Source organism: Faecalimicrobium dakarense, from assembly GCF_000499525.1.
In the GTDB taxonomy this organism is placed as follows: Bacteria; Bacillota; Clostridia; order Peptostreptococcales; family Peptostreptococcaceae; genus Faecalimicrobium; species Faecalimicrobium dakarense.
In genome coordinates, this window is record NZ_HG529429.1 from 25,136 (window position 1) to 49,156 (window position 24,021).

General features: G+C 28.1%; 20 protein-coding genes and 1 pseudogene. 1 reads left to right on the forward strand and 20 read right to left on the reverse strand.

Annotated elements, in window-relative coordinates:
• Positions 1–70: 70 nt before the first annotated feature.
• The 19 genes and pseudogenes from BN899_RS16725 to BN899_RS16805 form a co-directional block, all read right to left on the reverse strand.
• A pseudogene (locus BN899_RS16725) lies at positions 71–1,254 on the reverse strand (NAD(P)-dependent malic enzyme).
• Complete coding sequence (locus BN899_RS16730; protein WP_042277841.1) at positions 1,241–1,789, reverse strand: Fe-S-containing hydro-lyase; 549 nt, start codon at positions 1,787–1,789, stop codon at positions 1,241–1,243. The pseudogene BN899_RS16725 and the gene BN899_RS16730 overlap by 14 nt, the downstream one beginning before the upstream one ends.
• A gap of 18 nt (positions 1,790–1,807) precedes the next feature.
• Positions 1,808–2,638 carry a fumarate hydratase gene (locus BN899_RS16735; protein ID WP_042277843.1) on the reverse strand — a complete coding sequence of 277 codons (831 nt, stop codon included), beginning with the start codon at positions 2,636–2,638 and terminating at the stop codon, positions 1,808–1,810.
• Between the two features lie 122 nt (positions 2,639–2,760).
• The gene (gene ybaK / locus BN899_RS16740; RefSeq protein WP_042277845.1) at positions 2,761–3,240 is read right to left on the reverse strand and encodes a Cys-tRNA(Pro) deacylase; all 480 of its coding nucleotides are present in this window, start codon (positions 3,238–3,240) and stop codon (positions 2,761–2,763) included.
• 159 nt (positions 3,241–3,399) lie between these two features.
• The gene (locus BN899_RS16745; protein WP_081712305.1) at positions 3,400–5,193 is read right to left on the reverse strand and encodes an aminopeptidase P family protein; all 1,794 of its coding nucleotides are present in this window, start codon (positions 5,191–5,193) and stop codon (positions 3,400–3,402) included.
• An 80-nt stretch (positions 5,194–5,273) separates the two neighbouring features.
• The gene (locus tag BN899_RS16750; RefSeq protein WP_147568597.1) at positions 5,274–5,954 is read right to left on the reverse strand and encodes an ABC transporter ATP-binding protein; all 681 of its coding nucleotides are present in this window, start codon (positions 5,952–5,954) and stop codon (positions 5,274–5,276) included.
• Positions 5,942–6,379, reverse strand: a complete 438-nt coding sequence (locus BN899_RS19965) for an ABC transporter permease subunit (protein WP_242824220.1) — start codon at positions 6,377–6,379, stop codon at positions 5,942–5,944. The genes BN899_RS16750 and BN899_RS19965 overlap by 13 nt, the downstream gene beginning before the upstream one ends.
• 26 nt (positions 6,380–6,405) lie before the next feature.
• Positions 6,406–6,717 (reverse strand): hypothetical protein, encoded by a 312-nt coding sequence (locus BN899_RS19970; RefSeq protein ID WP_242824221.1) that lies wholly within the window; start codon positions 6,715–6,717, stop codon positions 6,406–6,408.
• Positions 6,689–7,687, reverse strand: coding sequence for an ABC transporter substrate-binding protein (locus tag BN899_RS16760; RefSeq protein ID WP_042277849.1), 999 nt, complete (start codon positions 7,685–7,687; stop codon positions 6,689–6,691). The genes BN899_RS19970 and BN899_RS16760 overlap by 29 nt, the downstream gene beginning before the upstream one ends.
• A gap of 191 nt (positions 7,688–7,878) precedes the next feature.
• Positions 7,879–8,709, reverse strand: coding sequence for an energy-coupling factor transporter transmembrane component T family protein (locus BN899_RS16765; RefSeq protein WP_042277851.1), 831 nt, complete (start codon positions 8,707–8,709; stop codon positions 7,879–7,881).
• A complete protein-coding gene (locus tag BN899_RS20680; protein WP_330362591.1) occupies positions 8,706–9,755 on the reverse strand; it encodes a DUF3744 domain-containing protein in 1,050 nt (349 codons plus the stop codon). Before BN899_RS20680 ends, BN899_RS16765 begins: the two co-directional genes overlap by 4 nt.
• 43 nt (positions 9,756–9,798) lie before the next feature.
• Positions 9,799–10,413, reverse strand: a complete 615-nt coding sequence (locus BN899_RS20685; RefSeq protein WP_330362592.1) for an ABC transporter ATP-binding protein — start codon at positions 10,411–10,413, stop codon at positions 9,799–9,801.
• Between the two features lie 21 nt (positions 10,414–10,434).
• Positions 10,435–10,992, reverse strand: coding sequence for an ECF-type riboflavin transporter substrate-binding protein (locus BN899_RS16775; RefSeq protein ID WP_042277854.1), 558 nt, complete (start codon positions 10,990–10,992; stop codon positions 10,435–10,437).
• Between the two features lie 251 nt (positions 10,993–11,243).
• On the reverse strand, positions 11,244–11,708 hold the full coding sequence (locus tag BN899_RS16780) for an S-Ena type endospore appendage (protein ID WP_042277856.1): 465 nt from the start codon (positions 11,706–11,708) through the stop codon (positions 11,244–11,246).
• Between the two features lie 152 nt (positions 11,709–11,860).
• Complete coding sequence (locus BN899_RS16785; protein WP_042277858.1) at positions 11,861–13,876, reverse strand: YgiQ family radical SAM protein; 2,016 nt, start codon at positions 13,874–13,876, stop codon at positions 11,861–11,863.
• Positions 13,877–14,078: 202 nt separating this feature from the next.
• Positions 14,079–15,422 carry a hypothetical protein gene (locus BN899_RS16790; protein WP_042277860.1) on the reverse strand — a complete coding sequence of 448 codons (1,344 nt, stop codon included), beginning with the start codon at positions 15,420–15,422 and terminating at the stop codon, positions 14,079–14,081.
• 321 nt (positions 15,423–15,743) lie between these two features.
• A complete protein-coding gene (locus tag BN899_RS16795; RefSeq protein WP_042277863.1) occupies positions 15,744–17,375 on the reverse strand; it encodes an amidohydrolase in 1,632 nt (543 codons plus the stop codon).
• Between the two features lie 63 nt (positions 17,376–17,438).
• Positions 17,439–18,773, reverse strand: coding sequence for an alanine:cation symporter family protein (locus BN899_RS16800; protein WP_042277865.1), 1,335 nt, complete (start codon positions 18,771–18,773; stop codon positions 17,439–17,441).
• A gap of 295 nt (positions 18,774–19,068) precedes the next feature.
• Positions 19,069–20,583, reverse strand: coding sequence for a hypothetical protein (locus tag BN899_RS16805; protein ID WP_042277867.1), 1,515 nt, complete (start codon positions 20,581–20,583; stop codon positions 19,069–19,071).
• Positions 20,584–20,850: 267 nt separating this feature from the next.
• Between BN899_RS16805 and BN899_RS16810 the strand changes: the two genes are divergently transcribed.
• Positions 20,851–22,158: a conjugated bile salt MFS transporter gene (locus tag BN899_RS16810; RefSeq protein WP_042277869.1), complete on the forward strand. Its 1,308-nt coding sequence runs from the start codon at positions 20,851–20,853 to the stop codon at positions 22,156–22,158.
• Between the two features lie 50 nt (positions 22,159–22,208).
• Here BN899_RS16810 and BN899_RS16815 read toward each other — a convergent pair whose 3' ends face one another.
• Positions 22,209–23,843 carry an EAL domain-containing protein gene (locus BN899_RS16815; protein WP_042277872.1) on the reverse strand — a complete coding sequence of 545 codons (1,635 nt, stop codon included), beginning with the start codon at positions 23,841–23,843 and terminating at the stop codon, positions 22,209–22,211.
• Between the last annotated feature and the right edge of the window lie 178 nt (positions 23,844–24,021).

Here is a 24,021-nt window from a genome sequence, read left to right on the forward strand (position 1 = left end):
AGTATATTATAATTTTATATAAATTTAAAGGCTAGCAAAATTATAGTAACTTTACTAGCCTTATTTTTAATTATATTTTATTAACTTTAGTGTCAATAGCCGCTCTTTTAACTGCATTTGAAACATTTTCAACTACATTTTGTTAAATGCATCTGGTAAAATATAATCTACTGATATTTCTTCTTCACTTATAGTATTTGCAATAGCATAAGCTGCTGCTATTTTCATTTCTTCATTTATTTCTTTAGCTCTAACATCTAATGCCCCTCTAAATATTCCAGGGAATGCTAATACATTATTAACTTGGTTTGGAAAATCTGAACGTCCTGTTCCAACTACTAATGCTCCACCTAATTTAGCTTCATCTGGCATTATCTCAGGAGTTGGGTTTGCCATAGCTAATACCATTGATTTATCATTCATAGTTTCTACCATTTCTTTATTTAACATATTTGGTCCTGAAACTCCAATAAAAATATCTTTTCCTTTTATTACTTCTTTTAGGCATCCTTTTTCATTATTTATATTAGTTTTATCTAGCATTTCTCTTTGTGCCCAATTTAAGTCATTCATGTTTTCTTCAAGTGCGCCTTGCTTGTTACAGAATATTACATTTTTTACATTCATACTTAATAATATCTTTCCTATTGCAATACCTGCAGCACCTGGACCATTTATTACTATTTCTAAATCTTCAATTTTTTTAGATGATAATTTAACATAGTTAATTACAGCAGCTGCTACAACTATTGCTGTACCATGTTGATCATCATGAAATACTGGTATATCTAATTCTTTCTTTAATCTATTTTCTATCTCAAAACATCTTGGAGAACTTATATCTTCTAGGTTTATTCCTCCAAATACAGGTTCTAATAATTTTACAGTCTTTACTATTTCCTCTACATCATTAGTTTTTAAGCATATTGGAAATGCATCAACATCTGCAAACTGCTTAAATAATATTGCCTTTCCCTCCATAACTGGGATAGATGCATGTGCTCCTATATCTCCAAGTCCAAGAACTGCACTTCCATCACTTACTACTGCAACAGTATTTCCTTTTGATGTATATTTATATGTATTATCTATATCTTTATGTATTTCTCTACAAGGCTCAGCTACACCTGGAGTGTATGCTGTAGATAAATCATCTCTAGTTTCTATTTTAACTTTACTTTCTACACTAATTTTACCTTTATTTTCTTCATGCATCTTAAGTGCTAATTGAGAATAATCCTTATTGTTTTTCATACATCTTTCTCCCTTTTTCATATATATTATTACCTTTAGTATCTATAGCTACAATTAATTGAAGATTTTCAACTTCTAATTTTCTTATAGCTTCTGCGTCTAAATCATCATAGGCTATTACTTCGCAAGATTTTATAGAATTTGATATATATGCACCAGCTCCACCGATAGCTATAAGGTAGATGGCATTATATTTTTTTATACCTTCTATAACTTCATTACTTCTTTTTCCCTTGCCTATCATTACCTTTAACCCTCTTTCTAAAAGAGGAATTGTTAAGTCATCCATTCTATAAGATGTTGTTGGCCCTGCAGATCCTATTACTTCTCCTGGTTTACTTGGTGTTGGCCCAACATAATATATTCCTTGGTCTTTAATATTAAATGGTAATTCTTTATCTTTATTTATACAATCTATTAGTCTTTTATGAGCAGCATCTCTAGCAGTGTATATAGTTCCACTTAAGCTTATTATATCTCCACAATTTAGTTTTTTTATTTCATCTTCTTTTATAGGCATACTTAAATTTATCATATTAACTCTCCTATATAATTATTTTTTATGTCTTGAAGCATGACAATTTATATTAACTACAACAGGTAAACCCGCTATATGTGTTGGATATGTTTCTATATTAATAGCTAGTGCAGTAGTATTTCCTCCTACACCTTGTGGTCCTATACCTAATTTATTAATTTCAGTTAATAACTCTCTTTCTAATATTTCTATATCTTTATTTTCATTATGCATCCCTATTTCTCTAAGTAAAGATTTTTTAGCTATTTGAGCGCATTTTTCTACCGTTCCACCTATTCCAACTCCTACAACTATTGGAGGACATGGATTTGGGCCAGCTTCTGAAACTGTATCTATTACAAATTCTTTTATTCCTTCTATCCCATCTGATGGTTTTAGCATTTTTAATTTACTCATATTTTCACTACCAAATCCCTTTGGTGCAAAATCTATTATTATTTTATCTCCCTTAATAATTTCATAGTGTATTATTGCAGGAGTATTATCTTTAGTATTTATTCTACTTAGTGGGTCCACAACAGACTTTCTTAAATATCCGTCTTTATATCCTTGTCTAACTCCCTCATTTATTGCATCTGTTATTGTATCTCCTTCGATAATTACATCACTTCCTAGTTTTACGAAAAATACAGCCATTCCAGTATCTTGGCATATAGGAGTTTTCTTTTCTTTTGCAATATTTGAATTATCTATTATTATATTTAATATGTTTTTTCCTAATTGACTTTCCTCTTTTTCTAGGTTTGACTTTAATGAATTTACTACATCATTTCCTAGATGAATATTTGCTTCTATACAGATTTCTTTTACTTTTTCCGTAATTTCATGAGATTCTATCACTCTCACTCGAACATCCCCCCATGCATTTAATTTTAATATTCGTCTATTTATACTTTACCATTTTTTGTTTTTTACTACAAGTTATAAAAATCAAATAAAAAAGAGTTAGCTTATTACTAACTCTTTTTTTATTTAATTATATCTATAAATTCACAATCAGTTATTTTTTGTAAGTCAATAGGATTTAATTGCACTTGATATCCTATTTTACCAGCACTTACTATAATTTGCTCTAAATCAGATGCAGTATCATTTACAAAAGTTTTATATTTCTTTTTCATTCCTACAGGAGAACATCCTCCTCTTATATACCCTGTAAACTTATTTATATCAGCTACATGTATCATTTCCACCTTTTTTTCTTTAGCTACATTTGCGGCTTTTTTAAGGTCTAAACTTTCGTTTACTGGTATTACGTATACATATATCTCCTTGCTATTACCTTGTGCTACTAATGTTTTGTAAACTTCTTTTTCATCTTTTCCTATTTGTTTAGCTACTTCAACTCCATCTACATGTTCTCCTTTTTTTACATCATAAGAAAACATGTTATAGCTTATTTTACTAGAGTCTAATATTCTCATAGCATTAGTTTTTACTTTAGACATAACTCCTCCTAGTGTATAACTTTAATTTTAAATTTTTAAATCCCTTTATTTATTATATCAAATTTTTAAATTATTCTTTTTATATTATTTTCATTATGATAGTTTTTAAATTTGTTTATAAATCAAAAAGATATTGATTAAATATCAATATCTTTTGATTTATATTTCTCTAGTATATTCTTTTAACCAAATTTTTTCTTCTTCATTTAGATATGGACTTATCTTATCATAAACGTTCTTATGGTAAGAATTTAAGTAATCTATTTCATCTTTTAGCATAATATCTTTATCTATAGCATCTAAATCTATAGGTGCAAATGTAACTACTTCAAAATCCATAAATTGACCATATTCATTTTTCTCAGCTTTTCTTACTACTATTTCATTCTCTATTCTTATACCATGAGAACCTTCTATATAAACTCCAGGTTCATTTGTAGTAACCATACCTTCTTCAAGTATACAGCTATCATCTCTATCTGCAACTACTCTCCATCTAAATCCATTAGGTGCTTCATGTACATTTAAAACAAATCCTATACCATGACCTGTTCCACATTTATAATCTATACCCAAATCCCAAAGTGGCCCTCTTGCAAGCATATCTAAATTATATCCTCTACATCCATATAAAAACTTAGCTTTTGATAATCTTATCATACCTCTAGCTACACTTGTAAAATGAGTTTTTACTTCTTTTGATATTTCTCCTAGTTCTATAGTTCTTGTTATATCTGTAGTTCCATCAAAATATTGTCCTCCAGAATCTACTAAGAATAAATCTTTTGGCTCTAATTTGTAGTTACTTTCTTCATTTGCGCTATAATGCATCATCGCTGCATGTTCTTTATATGCTGCAATAGTGTCAAAACTTGGCTCTATAAATTTATCTTGTTGTCTTCTAAAATCTTCTAATTTCTTAGTAGCACTTATTTCACTTATTTCTATTTTTCCTACATTATTTTTTAACCAATACATAAATTTAGTAAATGCTACACCATCTTTTATATGGCTATTCCTAATGTTTTCTAATTCTATTTCATTTTTTATAGCCTTAAACATTATAGTAGGATTAGTACCTTCTATTTTTTGAATATTACTAGAAATATTATTATATATTGCATAGTTTACCTTATTTGGATCAAGTAAAACAACCTCATTTTCATTTAATTCTTTTACAAATTCATAAATTGAATCATAAGGCTTTATAACTACATTTTCTTTACTTAATTCTTCTTTTATCTCATTATTAAGTTTACTATCATCAACAAATAAGTAAACATTATTCAAACCTATAACTGCATATGAAAGTACAACAGGATTTGATTTTACATCTCCTCCTCTTATATTAAATAACCAAGCTATATCATCTAATGTAGTGATTATATGAGTTGTTGCATTCTTTTCTTTCATAACTTCTCTTACTCTAGATAATTTTTCACTAAAGCTTGCACCGCTATATTCTGTTCCTAATAAAAATGCTGGTTTACTAGGTAAAGCATATCTATCTTCCCATATACTATCTATTAAATCATAAGAGTACTCTATTGATACATTTTTAAATTCTAGCTTCTTAGCTAATTTTTCCCCTTCTTTAGTACATATTACTTTACCATCAAATCCTAATTTAGAATCATTTGGCATTTTATCTACTAAGTACTCTTCTACTGTTGGTACATCTTCTTCTCCCATTTTAAATAATTTTATATCACTATTTTTTAATTGGTTTTCAGCTTGTATAAAATATCTTCCATCTGTCCATAAACCTGCTTCTTCTTGAGTCACTACAACAGTTCCAGCAGACCCTGTAAATCCTGATATAAATTCTCTACTTTTAAAATAATCGCCTACATATTCACTTTGATGATAATCTGAAGATGGTATTATGTAAGCAAAAATGTTTTTTTCTTTCATTATATTTCTTAATTTATTAATTCTTTCTTTTATCATAATTACTGCCTCCTTATAATAAAAATCTTACCCTACAATAATTATTGTATATTATAACCTAAACAATACATAGTCTTAAACCTTTAATTTATATATCTACATATATCTTCTTTATTAATGCTACTGGAATTATCCAATGTAGCCTTTATTTCAATAGGCCTATTTCCTAATATGAATATTTTATCTCCTAAATATAATGCTTCATCAATGTCATGAGTTACAAGTATTACTGTTCTCTTTTCTATTTTTAGTATATCATTAAAATTATCTATTATAATTTTCTTATTTGATATATCAATAGACTTAAATGGCTCATCCATTATAATAATATTAGAAGGACAAATTAATCCCCTTGCAATATTTACTCTCTGTCTTATTCCTCCGCTAAGCATTTGAGGATAGTAATTTTTATAATCATAAATTCCTACTAAACTTAAGTATTTATGTATCTCTTTATCTAATTCATGTTTTTTATAATAGCTTTTAGCTATTAATCTAATATTTTCTTCAACTGTTAACCAATCAATTAATCTATCATCTTGAAATATATAGCTTATCCCAAACTTTTCTAATGTTTCAAACTTACTACTATCATTTTTAATAATTCCACTTATAATATTTAAAAGTGTACTTTTTCCACATCCTGATTTTCCAAGAATACAATTTACTTTGTTTTTATAAAATTTCATATTAAAATCTTTAAATATTACATTTTCATTATAACTTTTATTTATATTATTAATTTCAAGTATCATCTCTTCCATATAAAAGTTCTCCTTAATAATACTTTTTGAAATATATCTAAAATTATAGAGATTAATAGTATTATTACAATCCATGCAAATATCCCTGATGTATTAAAATTAATTTTTTCGACTTGTATCATAGTTCCAATTCCATATGTTGGTTGGCCATATACTTCTCCTGCTATAACTACTTTTAAAGCTAATGAAAATGTTGATATTAAAATTGGCATTAAACTATATTTTATAGATGGCAAATATAATTTTAATATTTTATCATTCATTTTTATTTTATATACTTCACTCATTTCAAGTAACTTTTTATCTATATTTAACATTGCTCCTAATACAGCATCATATAGTATTGGTACCACTATTGAAAATCCAACTATAAATGGCGCTTTATCTTTGTTAAACCAAATCAACACAAGTAAAACCAGTATCATAGTAGGTATAGATTCTAGAATTTTACTTATTGGTATAAAAAATTTCTAATAAATTTATTACTATATGATAATATTCCTATAGTAATCGCTAAAACTAATGCAAGCAAAAAGCTACACAAACTTCTTCCTATGGAATAAGCCATATCTAAGTAAAATCTTTGAGATAAAATTATTTCTTTCATGCTATTTAATGTTTGATTTATAGTAGGTAGATATATTTCATTGTTTATTAATTTAGATATAATTTGCCATAAAAATAATAGGAGAATACATGAAAGTGCTATCTCCACTTTGTCTTTATTTTTAGAATTATTTAGAAATGAAGTATATACCTTCATCTGGTAACTTCCCTCCCACAGATTTAGAATCAAAATCAAACAGCTTTTTATAATAATCATTATAGTCGTCAGTCATATCTTTAATAGGAACAAATTTCAAATTAGCTCTTTCCATAGCTTTTCCTATAATAGTTGATTCAATGGAAATTCCTATTTCCTTAGCATATTCCCCTACTTTATCTGAATTTGTATTAGCCCATTTTACACTATCTGATATTTGATTTATAAATGAATCTACAAACTCTTTATTTTCTTTAGCAAAATCAGTTTTTACTATTATTGTAGACTGCGGATATCCTTCCTTAGAGTTATTAATTTCTTTCCATTCATCATTTAAACTTTTTATTATTTTTATTTTTTTATTTGTGTTTAGTAATCCTGTTAATGCTGGTTCTGGAATGAATGCTGTACTAAGTTTATTCGTTGCTAAAATTGGAACTAATTCATTTACTGAATTAACATAACTAAAATTTATTTTTTCTAAATCTACACCTCTATCTTTTAAAATAGCCTGAGCAGTTATATCTGGCGTTAGGCCTTTGCCTGTATTTCCAACTTCACATTCTTCTAAATCTTTTAGCTCCTTAATATCTTCTATAGATACTAAATAAAATGAACCCATACCCACAGTTCCGGCTATTTGATAGTTAGATGTTTTATTATAAGCTATAGCTGCCATGTTTGATGGTACTATGGCTATATCAACATCTTCTTTCATAACTGATGTTGATAATGATTCTGGAGTTTTTTCTATTGTATATTTAGTATCATATCCTTCTTTTATTTTTATATCTTCATTTATTAATTTAGCTAGTGCTATTGACGGTAATCCATCAGGGGCAGATATTTTTATTTCCTTATTATCTAATTTACCCTCTGAGTTAGTCATATCTTTAGATGTTTGACTACATCCCATTAGCAATATAGAACTCATCACTACTGACAGTAAAATACTTATTCTTCTTTTCATTTTCGCTTACCCCCTAAAAATTATACTAAACTAATAATTTCTTCTATTTCTATAAATATTCCTTCTTTATATAAATAATAAAAATCTTGCTTAGCTAATATCGCCAACGACCTACAAACCAGATAAAATATAATTTCCTTATATTAAAAAAGAACTTATATGCAAATTACATATAAGTTCTTTCTATTATTTTATATAAACGGATTATAAAATCTTGACCCATTTATTTTTACCATATATATAGATATAATTAATATAATCATTAAAAATATTATTGCAATATAGTCTTGTTTTTCAAATTTTCTCATACTATACCATGTACGCTTTTTGCCATTTCCAAATGCTCTTAATTCCATAGCTAAACTTATTTTATCTATTCTCTCTAAACTTGAAAATATTAAAGGAATTAATATAGCCGATGAATTTTTTATTCTTTTTATTAACTTTTCATTTCTAGATAAGTCTATTCCTCTTGCCTGCTGAGCAAATGATATATCCTTATAATCTCTTTGAACATCTGGTATATATCTTAAAGCAATTGATACAGTATATGCTGCTTTATAATTTATTCCTATTTTATTTAAAGATGCTGCAAACTCACTAGGTTCTGTAGTAAGTATAAATAAAAGAGCCATTGGAATTGTAGAAAAATACTTAAGTACTACATTTAGTTCATAAAATAATTGCTCTTTTGTTAATGTATATGGACCTAGTATATTAAATATATCATGTCTAGTACCATATATATCTACTCCTTGATATGGAGCAAATATAAATATCATAATTGCATTTAAAACTAAGAAAAATAGTATGAAGTAAAGTACAAAAGATACCTCTTTAAATTCTATCTTAGATACCTTAAATGTAATTAATCCTATTATAAAAAATCCTAATAAAACTCTTGTATCATATGTTATCATAGCAGCAATTGTCCAAATTAAAAAACATATTAATTTAGTAGCCCCTGTTAACTTATGAATAGGTGAGTCTTTCTTTATATATGACAACATTTCTGTATTCATATGTTTCTAACCCTCCTATCATATTCTATAAATCTATTTACAAATTCAACCGAATCTTCTATACCACATTTTATAGCAAGCTCATGTAGTGATGTTTCTTTTAAGTTTGCTTTTTTTATTATATCTTCATTAGTTAATATATTAGTAGCATTATCATCGGCTAATTTTTCACCTTCTGATAATACAATTACATTGTTAGTATACTCTAACATAAGATGCATATCATGAGTTACCATTATAACTGTAACTCCTTTTTTATTTAATTCAACTAGAAATTCCATTATTTCTGTATAATGTTTAAAATCTTGACCAGATGTAGGTTCATCTAAAATTATCACTTCTGGATTTAATACAAGTATTGATGCTATTGTTACTCTTTTCTTTTGACCGTAGCTAAGTGCTGAAATTGGCCAATTTCTATATCCATATAATCCACATGTTTTAAGTGTTTTATATACTTTTTCTTTAATTTTATCTTCTTTAATACCTTTTATTTTTAGTCCAAAAGCAACTTCATCAAATACCATTGTCTTAGATATCATTTGATTTGGATTTTGCATTACAAATCCTATCTTTTCTGAACGTTTTTTTATAGATTCATCTATTATATCTTTAGTATCAAATAGAATTCTCCCTGATACAGGCTTATAAAAACCACATATTAATTTTGATATAGTTGATTTTCCCGCACCATTTCTTCCAACTATACTTACCATATCTCCTTTATCTACTTTAAAAGAAAGATTTTTTAAAACTTGCTTTTCATTTCCATATGAAAAACTTACCTTGTCAAATTCTAAAATAGTATTAGTTTTAGGCTTTTGTATAGGTCTTTGAGCACTTTCATACCAAGTATTAATCTTATCCTTACAAGCATTAAAATCCAAAGTCTTTATACTAGAAGGCTTTAGTTTTGGATTTATATTACAATTTGCATATTTTAATGCTGTTATGTATAATGGTTCCCTTACTCCAACTTCTGATAATATATTACTTGAAAGAAGTTCATTAGGAGTAGTATCTGCTATGATTTCACCTTTATCCATTACTACAATTCTATCTACATCACAATGTAGAACATCTTCTAATCTATGCTCTATTATAACAATTGTCTTTTCTCCATTTTTTTTGAATGCTATCTATTAATTCTATAGCACTTTTACCTGTTGCTGGATCTAAACTTGCTAGTGGTTCGTCAAATAATAATACTTTAACTTCATCTACTGTTACTCCAGCTAAAGTAACTCTTTGCTTTTGCCCACCTGACAATTTATATGGAGATTCATTTATCTCTTTATCTATATCAACTAACTTTGCTGATTTCTCTACTTTTTCTATCATTTCATCTTGATCTACACAGTAATTTTCTAACTTAAAAGCTATATCTTCTCCTACTGTAAGACCTATAAATTGACTATCTGGATCCTGTAGTACCGTTCCTACAATTTTAGATAGTTCAAATATATTTTTAGTTTCTATATCTTCATTATTTATTTTTAATTGTCCTGTCATTTTTCCATCATAATAAAATGGAACTAATCCGTTAAGACAATGAGCTAATGTACTTTTTCCAGATCCTGATGGACCCACTATAAGAACTTTTTCACCTTCATATATAGTTAGATTTATATTTTTAAGAGTCGGCTCTGCTTGCACTCTATATTGAAAGTTAAAATCTTTAAACTCTATTATCTTTCTTTTCATCTAAGGTCTCCTTATTAAATTTTAATCTTCTACTCTTAAACTTCCACTCTTTATTTTCGTCTTAGAATAAGTTAATAATATTAAAGTACCTAGTATACCTATAGTTAACATATTAGATATACCACCTATCATACCTTGAATATAAACTTTATCAGCTGGTTCTACATATATAACTATATCTAATGTAGGTGCCACTAAAAACCATGCAATTACGTTTGCTATAACTTGCGTTATATTAAATAGTATTATTTGTTTAGTACCAAAAATTCCATCATTAATCTTTAATCTCTTCCATACTAATCCTATTATCAAACCAACTATTGCTGATGATATAACCCAGCTAAACCATGGCATTCCATAAAATACTAAATCCTTTAATCCATGCCCTATAAGTCCAATTAAAAATCCTGCTACTGGTCCATATAATATTGCCATTAATGCAAGATATGCATATGCAGTTTCTATATTAGTATTTGGTATACCAGTTGGTATAGACCCAAATCTACCTAATATCATAAATACTGCAGCTCCAATTCCTATAGCAACTATAGTTTTTATTGAAAATTTACTTTTATTCATACTTATACCTCTCTATTTTAGATGTATACATTTATATTTATTTAAATTAAACACAAATTTTAGTATAAACTTTACTAAAAAAAATGTCAATATGAGTCGATTATTTAGCCATTCTTCTACCTTTATTATTTGCGATATTCTTTTATGTATCCTTAACTTTTTAGCTAAATAAAAAGGCAGAGAAAAATCTCTGCCTAGTATATATTAGATATAGTTCTCTTTATAATTTTGATTTACATTAGTGCTTACTATTAATCAGATTCTGGGCAACATGAAAGTGTTGTACCAGCTGGACAGCATGCAGGTCCAAGTGAAGCAACTTGTAAGTCAAAGCAAAGTAATACTCTTGCTGTTGCTGCTAATGGTGATCCTGGTGCAGTTGTAATTACTACGGTATCTAATTGCGCTGCTGTAAATGCAGCTTCTTGATTTGGTGCTACTATAAGGTCAATACCATTTGATTGAACCCTAATACTTACCATTGATGATAAATTTCTAATTTTCACTGTAGCACGTGTAGCAGTCGGAACAGTTGAGTCGTAAACAACTAATGGAGTACTTGTAGCAGTTGATCTTATAGTAAATTGTTCCTTAACAAATCCATTGCAGCATTTACTTTCAATATCACAAATGTCTTCCTTTTTATCATCATGTTTATGATCATGTTCTGGTCTTTGTGAACATCCACAGTTACTACTTTTATACATATCATACATATTATATACATCTCCTTTTAATATAGGACAATTTTTTTGCCCTTAATATATAATATGATTTATATAAAACTTGGTTACACTAAAAACGACTTTTTTTTACTTTTTCCGACATTCTGTATTAAATACCATACACATACATAAAGGATATGAGTTTACCTCATATCCCTTTTATGATTATCTTTTTTCTTTTTTATAGGCTTAGCATTTTTAGAAAACTTTTTGCCTGCTTGGCTATTTCTATCGTTTCCTCTTCTATCTCTTGATTCATTATCTTTAGGATTATTCTTTCCTTTTGAGATTTTGTTATTTGATTTTTTTGAGTTATTATTTCTACTATTAGAGTTTGAGCTTCTATTACTATATCCTCTTTCTCCTCTAGGTTTTATTAAACATCTATGTCCAAGACCTATTAAATCTTCTCTTCCAGCTTCTACTAAAGCTTGATGAACTAAATCATAGTTTCTTGGAGCTCTATATTGAAGTAATGCTCTTTGCATTGCTTTTTCTTGTTTTGATTTTGGAACATATACTGGCTTCATTGTAAGTGGATCTATTCCTGTATAGAACATTGTAGTAGATAATGTTCCTGGCGTTGGATAGAAGTCCTGTACTTGTTCTGGTTGATACTGAGTATCTCTTAAATATTCCGCTAATTCAATTGCACTATTTAATGTCGAACCAGGATGACTTGACATTAAGTATGGTATTAAGTATTGTTTCTTACCTAACTGTTCATTTATAGCGAAGAACTTTTGTCTAAACTTATCATAAGTGTTACCTGCTGGCTTTTGCATATGATGTAGGACTTCTTCTGCAACGTGTTCTGGTGCAACTTTAAGTTGTCCACTAACGTGATGTTCTATTAATTCTCTAAGGAATTTATTATCTTTATCTGCCATAACATAATCGTATCTTATTCCTGAACGAACAAATACTTTCTTTATATTAGGAAGCTTTCTTAATCTTCTTAATAACTGTAAGTACTCACTATGATCTACAGTTAAATTTTTACAAGGTTCTGGGTGTAAACATTGTTTATGCTTACAAGCTCCCTTTGTAATTTGTTTTTTACACGCTTCTTTTCTAAAGTTTGCAGTAGGACCACCTACGTCATGTATATATCCTTTAAAGTCAGGAAGTGTAGTTATCCATTTTGCTTCATCTACTATAGATTCTTGACTTCTACTTTGCACCGCTCTACCTTGATGGAAAGTTATAGCGCAGAAAGCACAACTTCCAAAGCATCCTCTAGAACTTACTATACCAAATTTAACTTCTTCAATAGCTGGTATTCCTCCATCCTTTTTGTATATAGGATGATATGTCTTTTGATAAGGAAGTGCATATACCGCATCTAATTCTTCTCTATTTAAAGGTCTTTCTGGTTTATTTTGTACAACATATTTGTCTCCATGTTTTTGTACTATAGCTTTACCTCTGTATGGGTCTTGTTCATCATATTGAACCTTAAATGCTTCTACATACTTTATTTTATCATCACATACATCTTTATATGATGGTATTAATGTGTAGTCATCATATATTTCGTCTAAAGTATCTGCTATATAACATGTTCCATTTATATGTCTTATATATTTAGGATCAAATCCATCGTTAAGCGCATCTGCCACTTCTACGATTTGCTTTTCACTCATACCGTAAACTAATAAATCCGCTCCACTATCTATAAGCATCGACTTTCTTACTTTATCACTCCAATAGTCATAGTGAGCAAATCTTCTTAAACTAGCTTCTAAACCACCAATTACTATAGAGATATTTTTATATGCTTCTCTTATTTTATTACAATATACTATTGTAGCTCTATCTGGTCTAAGACCCATTTTAGCTCCTGGAGAATACATGTCTTTGTCTCTATGCTTTTTACTAACTGAATAGTGATTAACCATAGAGTCCATATTTCCACCGTTTACTAAAAATCCTAATCTTGGTCTTCCTAACTTCATAAAATCATCTGTAGTTTTCCAGTTAGGTTGTGCTATTATACCTACTTTATATCCTGCATTTTCTAATACTCTTGATATTATAGCTGTTCCAAAACTATGATGGTCAACATAAGCATCTCCCGTAACTATTATAAAATCTAGCTCGTCCCATCCTCTATCTATCATATCTTGCTTGCATATCGGTAAAAATTTATTTTCCATTTTATCACCTGCTTTTTATATCATTAAATTTATTATATCCTAATTAAATCCAAACGAAACTATAGTCTCTATTTTAAGCCTCTAAATTGTAATTATACCACAAAATATGATTTAATTCGTCATATTCTATAATTTATTTAAATAGTATTTTAAGGAATAAAATAATAAAAAAGCATGGATAAAATTCATGCTTTTTTATTATTTAAGATACTCTTTCATTATATATATAGTTTTTTATTTTATATTTACTCCATTCAAACTCAGTAAACATTGCTAAAGCAGTTATATTTATTGAAGTTGCTATAAATAATAATATATTTAATAAGTTAAACAATATATCAAATTTAAATACTGATAAAGCTCCTGCTACTACTAAAAGTGCTATATATAAAGTGTTTTTCTTTATATTTTCTTTTTCTATTAAATTATTTAAAAGAATATAAGCTCCTAATAATGTAGTCATTCCTGATAATATTATAAATATAAATAATATTGCAAATCCAAAACTTCCTGTCACGCTAATAACAGTTTCAAAATACGAAACTAATCTATACACCCCTACTTCAGAAAAAGTTATTATACCTTTATCAAGTCCATAAGATGCTATATAAGATGTAACTACTATAGAGACAACTACTAGTGTAGTAGTTAAAATTAACGAGATTGTTCCAGCCACTCTAGGGTTTGAATCTGATTTCATTGAAGCTAAAGCTAAAGTACCTAAACCTGGTTCAGCAATTTGTATAACTCTTTGCATTCCAAATATCAATCCTAGAGGAATTCCTAATATCATAGAAACAGGATTTTTAAATCCTATAATAACCCTTTCTATAAATACTGGAATATAGCTTGATGTCTTTGCTGCAAATAATCCAAAGAATATAAAGTATATAGTAATTGCTGCTAATATCATGCCTATCATACATTTTATGAATACATCTTGTCTATTTTTTAGTACTATAATCGTAATAATTCCTATTAATGGTATAACTATGTATAAATATCTTTGTAATTCACTAAGTTCAATACTAAATACTTTATCTAATGTTGTTATCATAATAGCCTCAATTCCACTAAATTGGATTCCACCTATTGCAAATACATATAGTAATATTAGTGCTACCATATAAACCTTTGCTGCACCTTTACATACAAATGCTTTAATATATTCTTTTGGCTCCATTCCTACAACTTTTGCTATTAAGGTCTCACAGTATGATATTGGTATTAATACAAATGATCCTAATAATGCCCAAATAGCAACCGCTTCTACATATATTTGACCACTTATTGCTAAATTACTTAAAGCACCTATAAAGCCTATTATTGTTCCAGTTCCCATCATAGCTCCCAATGCTACAGATGCTTGAGGAATTATATACTTTAAGTTTAGATTACTTTTTTTAGTTGTAAGAGATCTTATATTAAATATTACTTGAGCACAAATATAAATTCCAACTAATAATAGAAATGGAATAAATATAGGCCAAACTACATTAGATACTATTGTTGTAAATCGCTCTAAATATGATAGTATATTTTCCAAAGTGCGCCCCCCTTTATTAAATTATTTTAAATAAATACTACTCTATATTTAATTTTTAATATATACGATCTTTTTTAGTTCAAATTCAAACATTGTTTGTATTTAACCTATTTTTAGCTAATCCATAGAGTATTATATCACGTTAAATACTATCTTTCATCCCTAAAATACGATTTTTTAAAACAAATTATATTTTATTATTTAACCTATTTTTTAGAGATTTATTTGATTATTATTTAGATATATTCTAGCTTTATTTTTAACAAAAAAGAGTATAGACTTAGCCTATACTCTTCTTAAGTTATAATAAACAATTAAAAACTATTTTTTAAAAACTGTATTTCCTTCTTTTATGGTTTCTAAAACATTTATATTTTTTATTTCTGATACTTCAACTTCTAATGGGTTTTTATCAAGTATAACTAAGTCTGCTAATTTACCAGGCTCTATACTTCCTTTTATATCTTCTTCGAAGTATTGGTAAGCTCCGTTTATAGTTACAGCTTTTATAGCTTCTATAACAGGTATTCTTTGATGTTTTCCTAATACTCTTCCACTTTCTGTCATTCTAGTTACTGCAGTATGTATAGCAACTAATTGATTAGGCATCTTAACTGGTGGGTCTTGGTGTAGAGTAAACTTTATACCTTTTTCTAATGCCCAACCTATTGGAGATATATTTTGAGATCTTTCTGGTCCAAATACTTGGTCATGATGTAAGTCTCCCCAGAATGCTACGTGGTCATTAAAGAAAGTAGGTACAGCTCCAACAGCTATAACATCATCTAATTGATCTTTTCTTAAAGCTTGGCAATGAACCATAACCGGTCTTAATTCAGCACCATGTCCTGTTATTTCCATAGCCTTTTTATAGCATCTTAAGAATTGAGCACATGCCTCATCTCCATTTACGTGAACATGAACTTGTATATTTAAGTTTATACAATCAACAAAGTATTGAGTTACAACTTCGTCAGTTTGAGTTCCGTATCCGCAATAATCAGCAGGTTGTCCTTCAGGTACAACATGATAAGGTTCACTTAACCAAGCTGTAAATCCTTGAGGTGAACCATCTAGCCAAGTCTTACCTCCAGCTAACTTATAATGATTTTTGTACTCTCTCTTTGGAGTACATTCATCTGTCATAAGTTTAGTTGTTACTGGTTGAGTTGCTAACCCAACTATATCTATAATTAATTTACCTGTATTAGCACACGTATCTAGTATATGAGTATATCCATTAGCTATTTCAACAGAAGCATCTTGAGTAGTTGTTACACCTAAAGATGCATATACTTTTTGAACTCTTTCAACAGCTCTTAAAACATCTTCAAATCCTGGTGATATTACTACTTTTTTCTTTTCACTATCAAGTATAGCATTTTCTTCTAAAACTCCATTTGGTTCTTTAGAATCTGGAGATACAGTTCTTACAACTCCACCTTCTGGTACTATATAATCATCTCCTACATATCCATATAACTCTAAAGCCTTTGAGTTAACAGATGCTAAATGTCCAGATGCATGAGATACAGTTATAGGTATATCTTTGCTTACTGAATCTAAATCAAATTTTGTAGGATGTTGACCGTCTTCAAATTTCGTATTGTCGTATCCGAATCCTATTAACCATTTATCTCCTTGTGGAGGATTTTCCTCTAATTCTTTCTTTAATTTATCTAATAATTCTTCTCTTGAAGTAACATCTCCTAAAGTGACTATCATTAAAGTTTGAGCTGTGGCTACTATATGCCCATGAGGATCTATAAATCCAGGAAGTATAGTTTTTCCTTCAAGATCAACTAAATTAACGTTTTCATCTTTTAAGGATAGAATTTCTTCATTGTTTCCAACTTTAGATATTTTTCCATTTTCAACTAAAACCGCTTCTGCTATTGTGTTGTTATTATCTACCGTAACAACTTTACCATTAAAATAAATAGTCTTTTGCATAATACTGTCTCCTTAGTTCTATAATTAATTTGAGAGCACCTATTAGAAGATGCTCTCTATATATTAAGATACTTTCTTATCTTCTAATGAATTTTCTAACTTATGCTCTTGCCATTTCTTTAAACTGAATATTAATAACGCAGTTACGTTTATTCCAGAAAGAACGAATAGTAATAAGTCAACAGCTTCAAATACTACATTAGCTCCAAATACTGCTAATGTTCCAGCAGCTATTATTAATGCTAAGTATATAGCTATGTTTTTGTTTATTGGATTTTGTTTGAATAACTTTGTCATATAGTAGTACGATCCAAGTATTGTAGTTAAAGCTGATAATACTGTAAATACACATAATACTACTAATCCAAATGTTCCTGTTACTGCTTCTGCAGTTGCAAAGTATTGAGATAATCTAGTGACAGCATCCGCTGGAAATTCTATTATTCCATTGTTTAATCCATAAGATGCTATATAAGAAGTAACTACTATAGATACTACAACTGTAACTACTGTAGGTATTAAAGATATCATAGCTGCTTCTCTTGGCTTAGAATCTGATTCTTGAGCAGCCATAGCTAATGCTCCTAAACCTGTTTCAGCTGTTTGTATTATCTTTTGCATTCCTAATACAAATCCTAATACTATACCAGCAAATCCATTAACTGGATTAGTCATACCTTGAATTATTCCTTCAACATAAGTAGGTATATATCCTGAAGTTTTTATAACGAACATTGTGAAGAATATGAAATATCCTGCAACAGCTGTTCCTATCATGTAAGTCATAGCTCCCATGAATAACTCATGCTTTTTAGATAATACTAATGCAGCAACTACAGCTATTACTGGTACTACTATAAACATATATCTTTGAACTAAACTAAGTTCCATACCAAATTTATCAAATACTATGGCAGAAACTGAGTCTATACCACTAAACTGGAATCCTCCGAACCCAAATACAGCTAATGCTACGAAACATACTGCATATAATAAACCAAGCTTTGGTGATATTAATGATGATATATACTCTTTTGGAGTTTTACCCATTATTTTAGAGTTTAATGTTTCTGCATAAGAAACTGGGACCATTATACATGCTCCTATTAAAGCCCATATAGCCATTGCTTCTATGTTTCTTTCTCCTGATGCAGCTAATTTTGATAATGCACCTAAAACACCTATTATTGCTCCTGTACCTATCATTGCTCCTAATGATATAGATGCTGGACCTATAACATTCTTTATTTGTAACTTAGCAGGCGTTGTAGCCTTCTTTTGAATCATAAATATCGTTCTTATAGACATCATTGCACCAGTTATTAATATAAATGGTAAGAATACTGGCCATATCATATCCGATATTTTAGTTATTACAGCTTCTAATTGATGTAACATTTTCCCTTGACTCCTTTTCTTTAGCTTTATTAGCTTTGATGAATTAATAAAATATAAAAAAATAGCTAAATAATATTTTTATTATATTTCTTCTAGCTCTTAATTACATAAACCACTTTATTACACTTACAAATAAATCAATTTTATTTTCATAAATAAAATCAATTTATTTGTCTGAACATGTAATTTCATAACTTAAAGTGCCTATTTACGATTAGAAGTTTATCAATTCACATCGATAAAAGTCAACGGAGTATTTTTCGCAATAATTTTTTTTTCAATAAATTCAATTTTACTATTCAATTGTTCGGTTAAATTTCTCATTTATTAGTTTTGCATATATTCGAGTTTTTGATATTCTATCTATAACTTCATCTTTATCCTCTATAACAACATCTTTTCTCTCATTCCAAAGTTTATCAAACACGTTGCTACAAATATCTCCAAATTCATTATTCTTTATTATAGCGTAGTCATTTATATCTTGAGTTGGATGTACCTTTGTAAACTTTATCGTCTTAGATAAATATAAAGATGGTGCTTTATTATGTCTAAACTCTTCTACAAAATTCCCTCCAACGAGCTTTATATTTATTTTGTCAGATTCATGTAAGATTCTTTCTATATACTCTATATGTCTTTCTCTTTGCTCAAAGCTTAAAGTAATTGGTATGTTAAAGAAGTTCATTTTTCCTGTAGATATATAGTCTCTTAGCTCTGATTCATAAATAAGTATTTTTATTTCTGAGCTATAAGTTACATTTTGAAGGAATAAATTTATTTTTTGTAATTCATCTATAATTTCTGTATTATCACCAAAGATTTGTCTCCCAATCTCCATAAATAAATCTCCTGGCATCAATAATTCATTTATAGAGCCCATTAGCCACCTTAAACCACTTCCCATTATGTATTGAACATATTTTTGATTCTTTATTATGGATAATGAATCTAACCTTTCGAACATCTTTTTACCTCTATTTTTAAGTATATCTTCTAAACTATAATACATATCATCTACAACTTCTTTTTCCTTTGACATGTTAGTAAGTAAACATCTTTTATCCTTTGTAAATAAAGCACTATGAAATATATTATCTTTTATTACTGATAATATAGATCCTGATTCTACTTCACAATTATATATTTCAAAATCCATTTCTGGATGAGCTATAACCATATTTATAGTCAATATGGTATTAAATATAGAATCTTCATTCATGTCATCAAATCCCATAAGAAATCTTACCCTTACTTCATTTTCATCTTGTAACTCAGATAACGCTTGCTTCATAGCCGATATAGATCTTTTATCATCATTATTTATATGGTATAGATTGGCTGATATAATCATATCCAATTTTCCTGATTTGCTTAAAAATAACTCTGCATCATTTGTTAAATACTGTTTTCTAAGACTCGGATTAATATGAGTTGCACTATTATAATTATCCTCTGATCGAGTACCTTTATATATATTTATGTTCTTTACTTCAGCTGTAGCCATATATGCACTTTTTAAACTTCTATCTATATATTGAACTAATACCTCATCATTACATATCTCCTTTCCTAACTCAAAGTAATCTAGTAGACCTTGCTTTGACTTTTCACTTAATGAACTTACTATAAATCTTGCTGTAGTTTTACAGATTTCTGAAATATTTTTTTGACTTGGTAAGTTTTTTGTATTAATCCATTTACTAATATATGATATGTCATACCCTAGTTCTTTAGCTAGCGTTCCTTTTTTCTGATTTGATAAATATAATAATTTTTCTAATAATTGCCCAAACGTTGTACTATTCATATAAATACCTCTCTCCATATGTTTTTTATGTTATTTATAATTGCTTTTTTATTTTATAAACTCGTTGATATATTATATATTAAAATCATAAGCTAAATTTATTTGATTTTTTTTTGATTTTTTTGAAATTATTTTATTTTTTATTCAAATTACTTCAGCCACTTTCCCTTCATTCAATCTATAGGTGTATGTTATCCTATAATTGTTCAAAATATTTCTTTTAATAGGTGCCTATTTACAAAACACAAATTAAAAGGAGAAATCATTATGAGTACTTTAAATCAAAGTAAAAAGAAATTTGCAACTGGTTGGTTAATAGTTGTTGCATGTATGCTTATACAAGCTATACCATTTGGTGTCGCAGCAAACATACAACCTCAATTCATGAGTTATGTTATGAAGGATCACGGGTTTACACTTGCTGGATTCTCTTTAATATTTACATTAGGTACTGTAGTATCTGCTATAGCTTCACCTATAATAGGTATGATGTTTAACAAGATAAATGCAAAAGTTATGTATTTATTAGGATGTATACTTTCTGGTGGAGGATTCTTAGCATTCTCTATGTGTCAAGAATTATGGCAATTCTATTTAGTTGCTGGTATAGTTCAAGTTGGTACTGCGGCTATATCTTCAATAGGTGTTCCACTTTTAATAAACGGATGGTTCGATGAATTATCTAAAGGTAAAGCTATGGGTCTTGCTTTCGCTGGTGGGTCTATAGGTAATATATTCCTTCAACAAATGACTGCTTTCTCATTAGCTAGTAACGGAGCTAGTAAGTCTTATATGTTGTTTGGTGCTTTATCACTAATAGTAGGTATACCTGTTACTTTATTATTCTTAAGAATGCCTAAGAATGATAGCGAAATAGTTAGAGGTTCTAAAAAAGTAGACGGAAAAGAAGGAAGTTCTAAAAGTGCAGTTTCAGTAGACTGGGGATATTCATTTAAAGAAGCTAAAAATGTTAAGTTTTTCTGGTTATTCGGATTTGGTTTATTCTTCTTAGGAATGTATGTATCTGCTTTAGCAGTACAATATCCAGCATACTTAAAAGTACATTTAAAATTAGCTCCTGTTATAGTTGGTTCTGTTGGATCAATATTTGCTTTATTCTCTTTAGGTGGAAACTTATTCGGTGGAATAATATTTGATAAATTAGGTGTAACTAAAGGTCTTATGGTAGCCTCTGTATTAGCATTTGTTTCATGTGTAGCTTTAATATTTGCTGGTAATATACCTCAACTTGCATTCGTATTTGCTGCACTAAAAGGTTTATCAGTATTCGCTTACATGATGGGACCTTCTTTACTTACAGGTTCATTTTTCGGTAAAAAAGATTTCGGTGCTATATTGGGTGTAGTTCAAATATTCTTTGCTATAGGATTTGCTGCTGGTTCATCAGTATTCGGAGCTTTAGTTGATAATTTAGGATACGGTTTTGCTTGGTCAGCTATATTAGTATTCATCGTAATATGCTACGGTTCATTAATAGTAGCTTCTATAGGTATGGCGAAATTAAATAAAGAAAGAATATCAAAGTTAGAACTTGAAGCTAAAAAAGTTGGATAAATTTTATATAAAAAAAATGATATCTGTATCATACAGATATCATTTTTATTTTAACTTTTATTAATTTTAATATCTTGTATCTCATCTATAGATACTGGCTTTGAATAAATGTATCCTTGTATATAAAATTTATCATTTTTTATTCTTTTTATAGCATCCCTTTGCGATATTTTTTCAACACCCTCTGCTATTATAGTTTTTCCCATAATTATAGTTAACTGTGAAAGAAAATTCATTATTAATTTTCTCACTTCAGAGCCTTCCATACCATCTATAAAATATTTATCCAATTTTATTATATCAAAATCAAGTTTTTCTAATATATCTAAATTAGAATACTCAACTCCAAAATCATCTATTGCAATCATAAATCCTGCTTCTTTTAAATTTTTTATAGATTTTTGTATTTTTTCTAGGTCATTTATACCTACTTTTTCTATAATTTCTAGACAAATTTTATCTTTTCCTATTTTACTACTCAATAAACAATTTATGATTTCATTAATAAATTTTTCATTTTCAATTTCTTTTAATGATACATTCATCGATATATAAAAATTATCACTTATCATATTATTTGATTTTTTTACTAAATCATACTCTTTAATAACTCTTTTAAGTACCCATATAGAAATATCAAATAGCATATCATTTTCTTCGATTTCTTTTATAAACAAATATGGAGGCACTATACCTATCTTTCTATCTCTTAACCTTAATAATGCTTCAAATCCAACTATATTATTTTTTTTAGGATTTACTATCGGTTGATAAAATAGTAAATATTCATTATTATTCATTCGTTCTTTAATATTAATTTTAATTTTTTTCTTCTTAATCTTTGGGCGTAGATAAATACACACTATGAATATAGATATAGCTGATATTAATAAACTAATATCTAATATAACTTTAGTTTCTTTAGAATCCGTATTTAAATTTTTTGCAAAGTACTTATTTTGTATATCTCTGATAGGATTTTTATTTGACTTAGCATATCTTTCTAAGATTTTATCAAATTCATTTATTACATATTCATTGTTTTTACTTCCAGCTATATAAACAGGGCCTGCTGAGTACTCATATATTTTCTTTTTATTTTCGAGAACATTATTTTTAATTGCTGCAACGGTTACATCTACTTTGTTATCTTGTAATAATTTTATAGATTCGTCATATGATTTAGCTCTAACTGGAACTATATTTATACCTTTTTTTTCTAGAAATTTAATCATCCACTCTGAATTTAATTCATGTTCTATAAAAGCAAAATTTAATCCCTCTAATTTATCTAAATCTCCATATAAAATCTCTTTATTTGTATATACTCCATATGTTTCTGTACCTATATAGTGATCCGTATATATAAGTTTACCTTCTCTTTCTTTACTATGACGTATACCTACTAGCAAATCTAATTCTCCACTTTCCAACTTTTTAATACCTTGTGAAAGCTCATAATCTACATACTCAAATTTAATCCCTAAATCTTTTGCAAGTAATTCTAGTACATCGTGATAGTAACCATCTGGGGATCCATCTTTGTTAATAAAGTAATAAGGCTTATATTCATAAAATCCAACTTTAAATACTTTTTCATAGGTATTATCTGCACATACACTACTGGGGGTAATACAGCCAATAAAAATAACAAGAGTAAAAATTCTTTTTAATAATTTATTCATAGATTATTCCACCTTACTCAATTATCTTATTTATTATAAAGTTACAATATAAATAGTACTACATTTTTATACAAAAAACATCATTTTCTACTACCTTTTCCTTTTTTACCACTTATTTCATTATTTTATGATATTTTTTCTTTTTGTACCCATTTATTTAATTTTTTAAAATATTTTT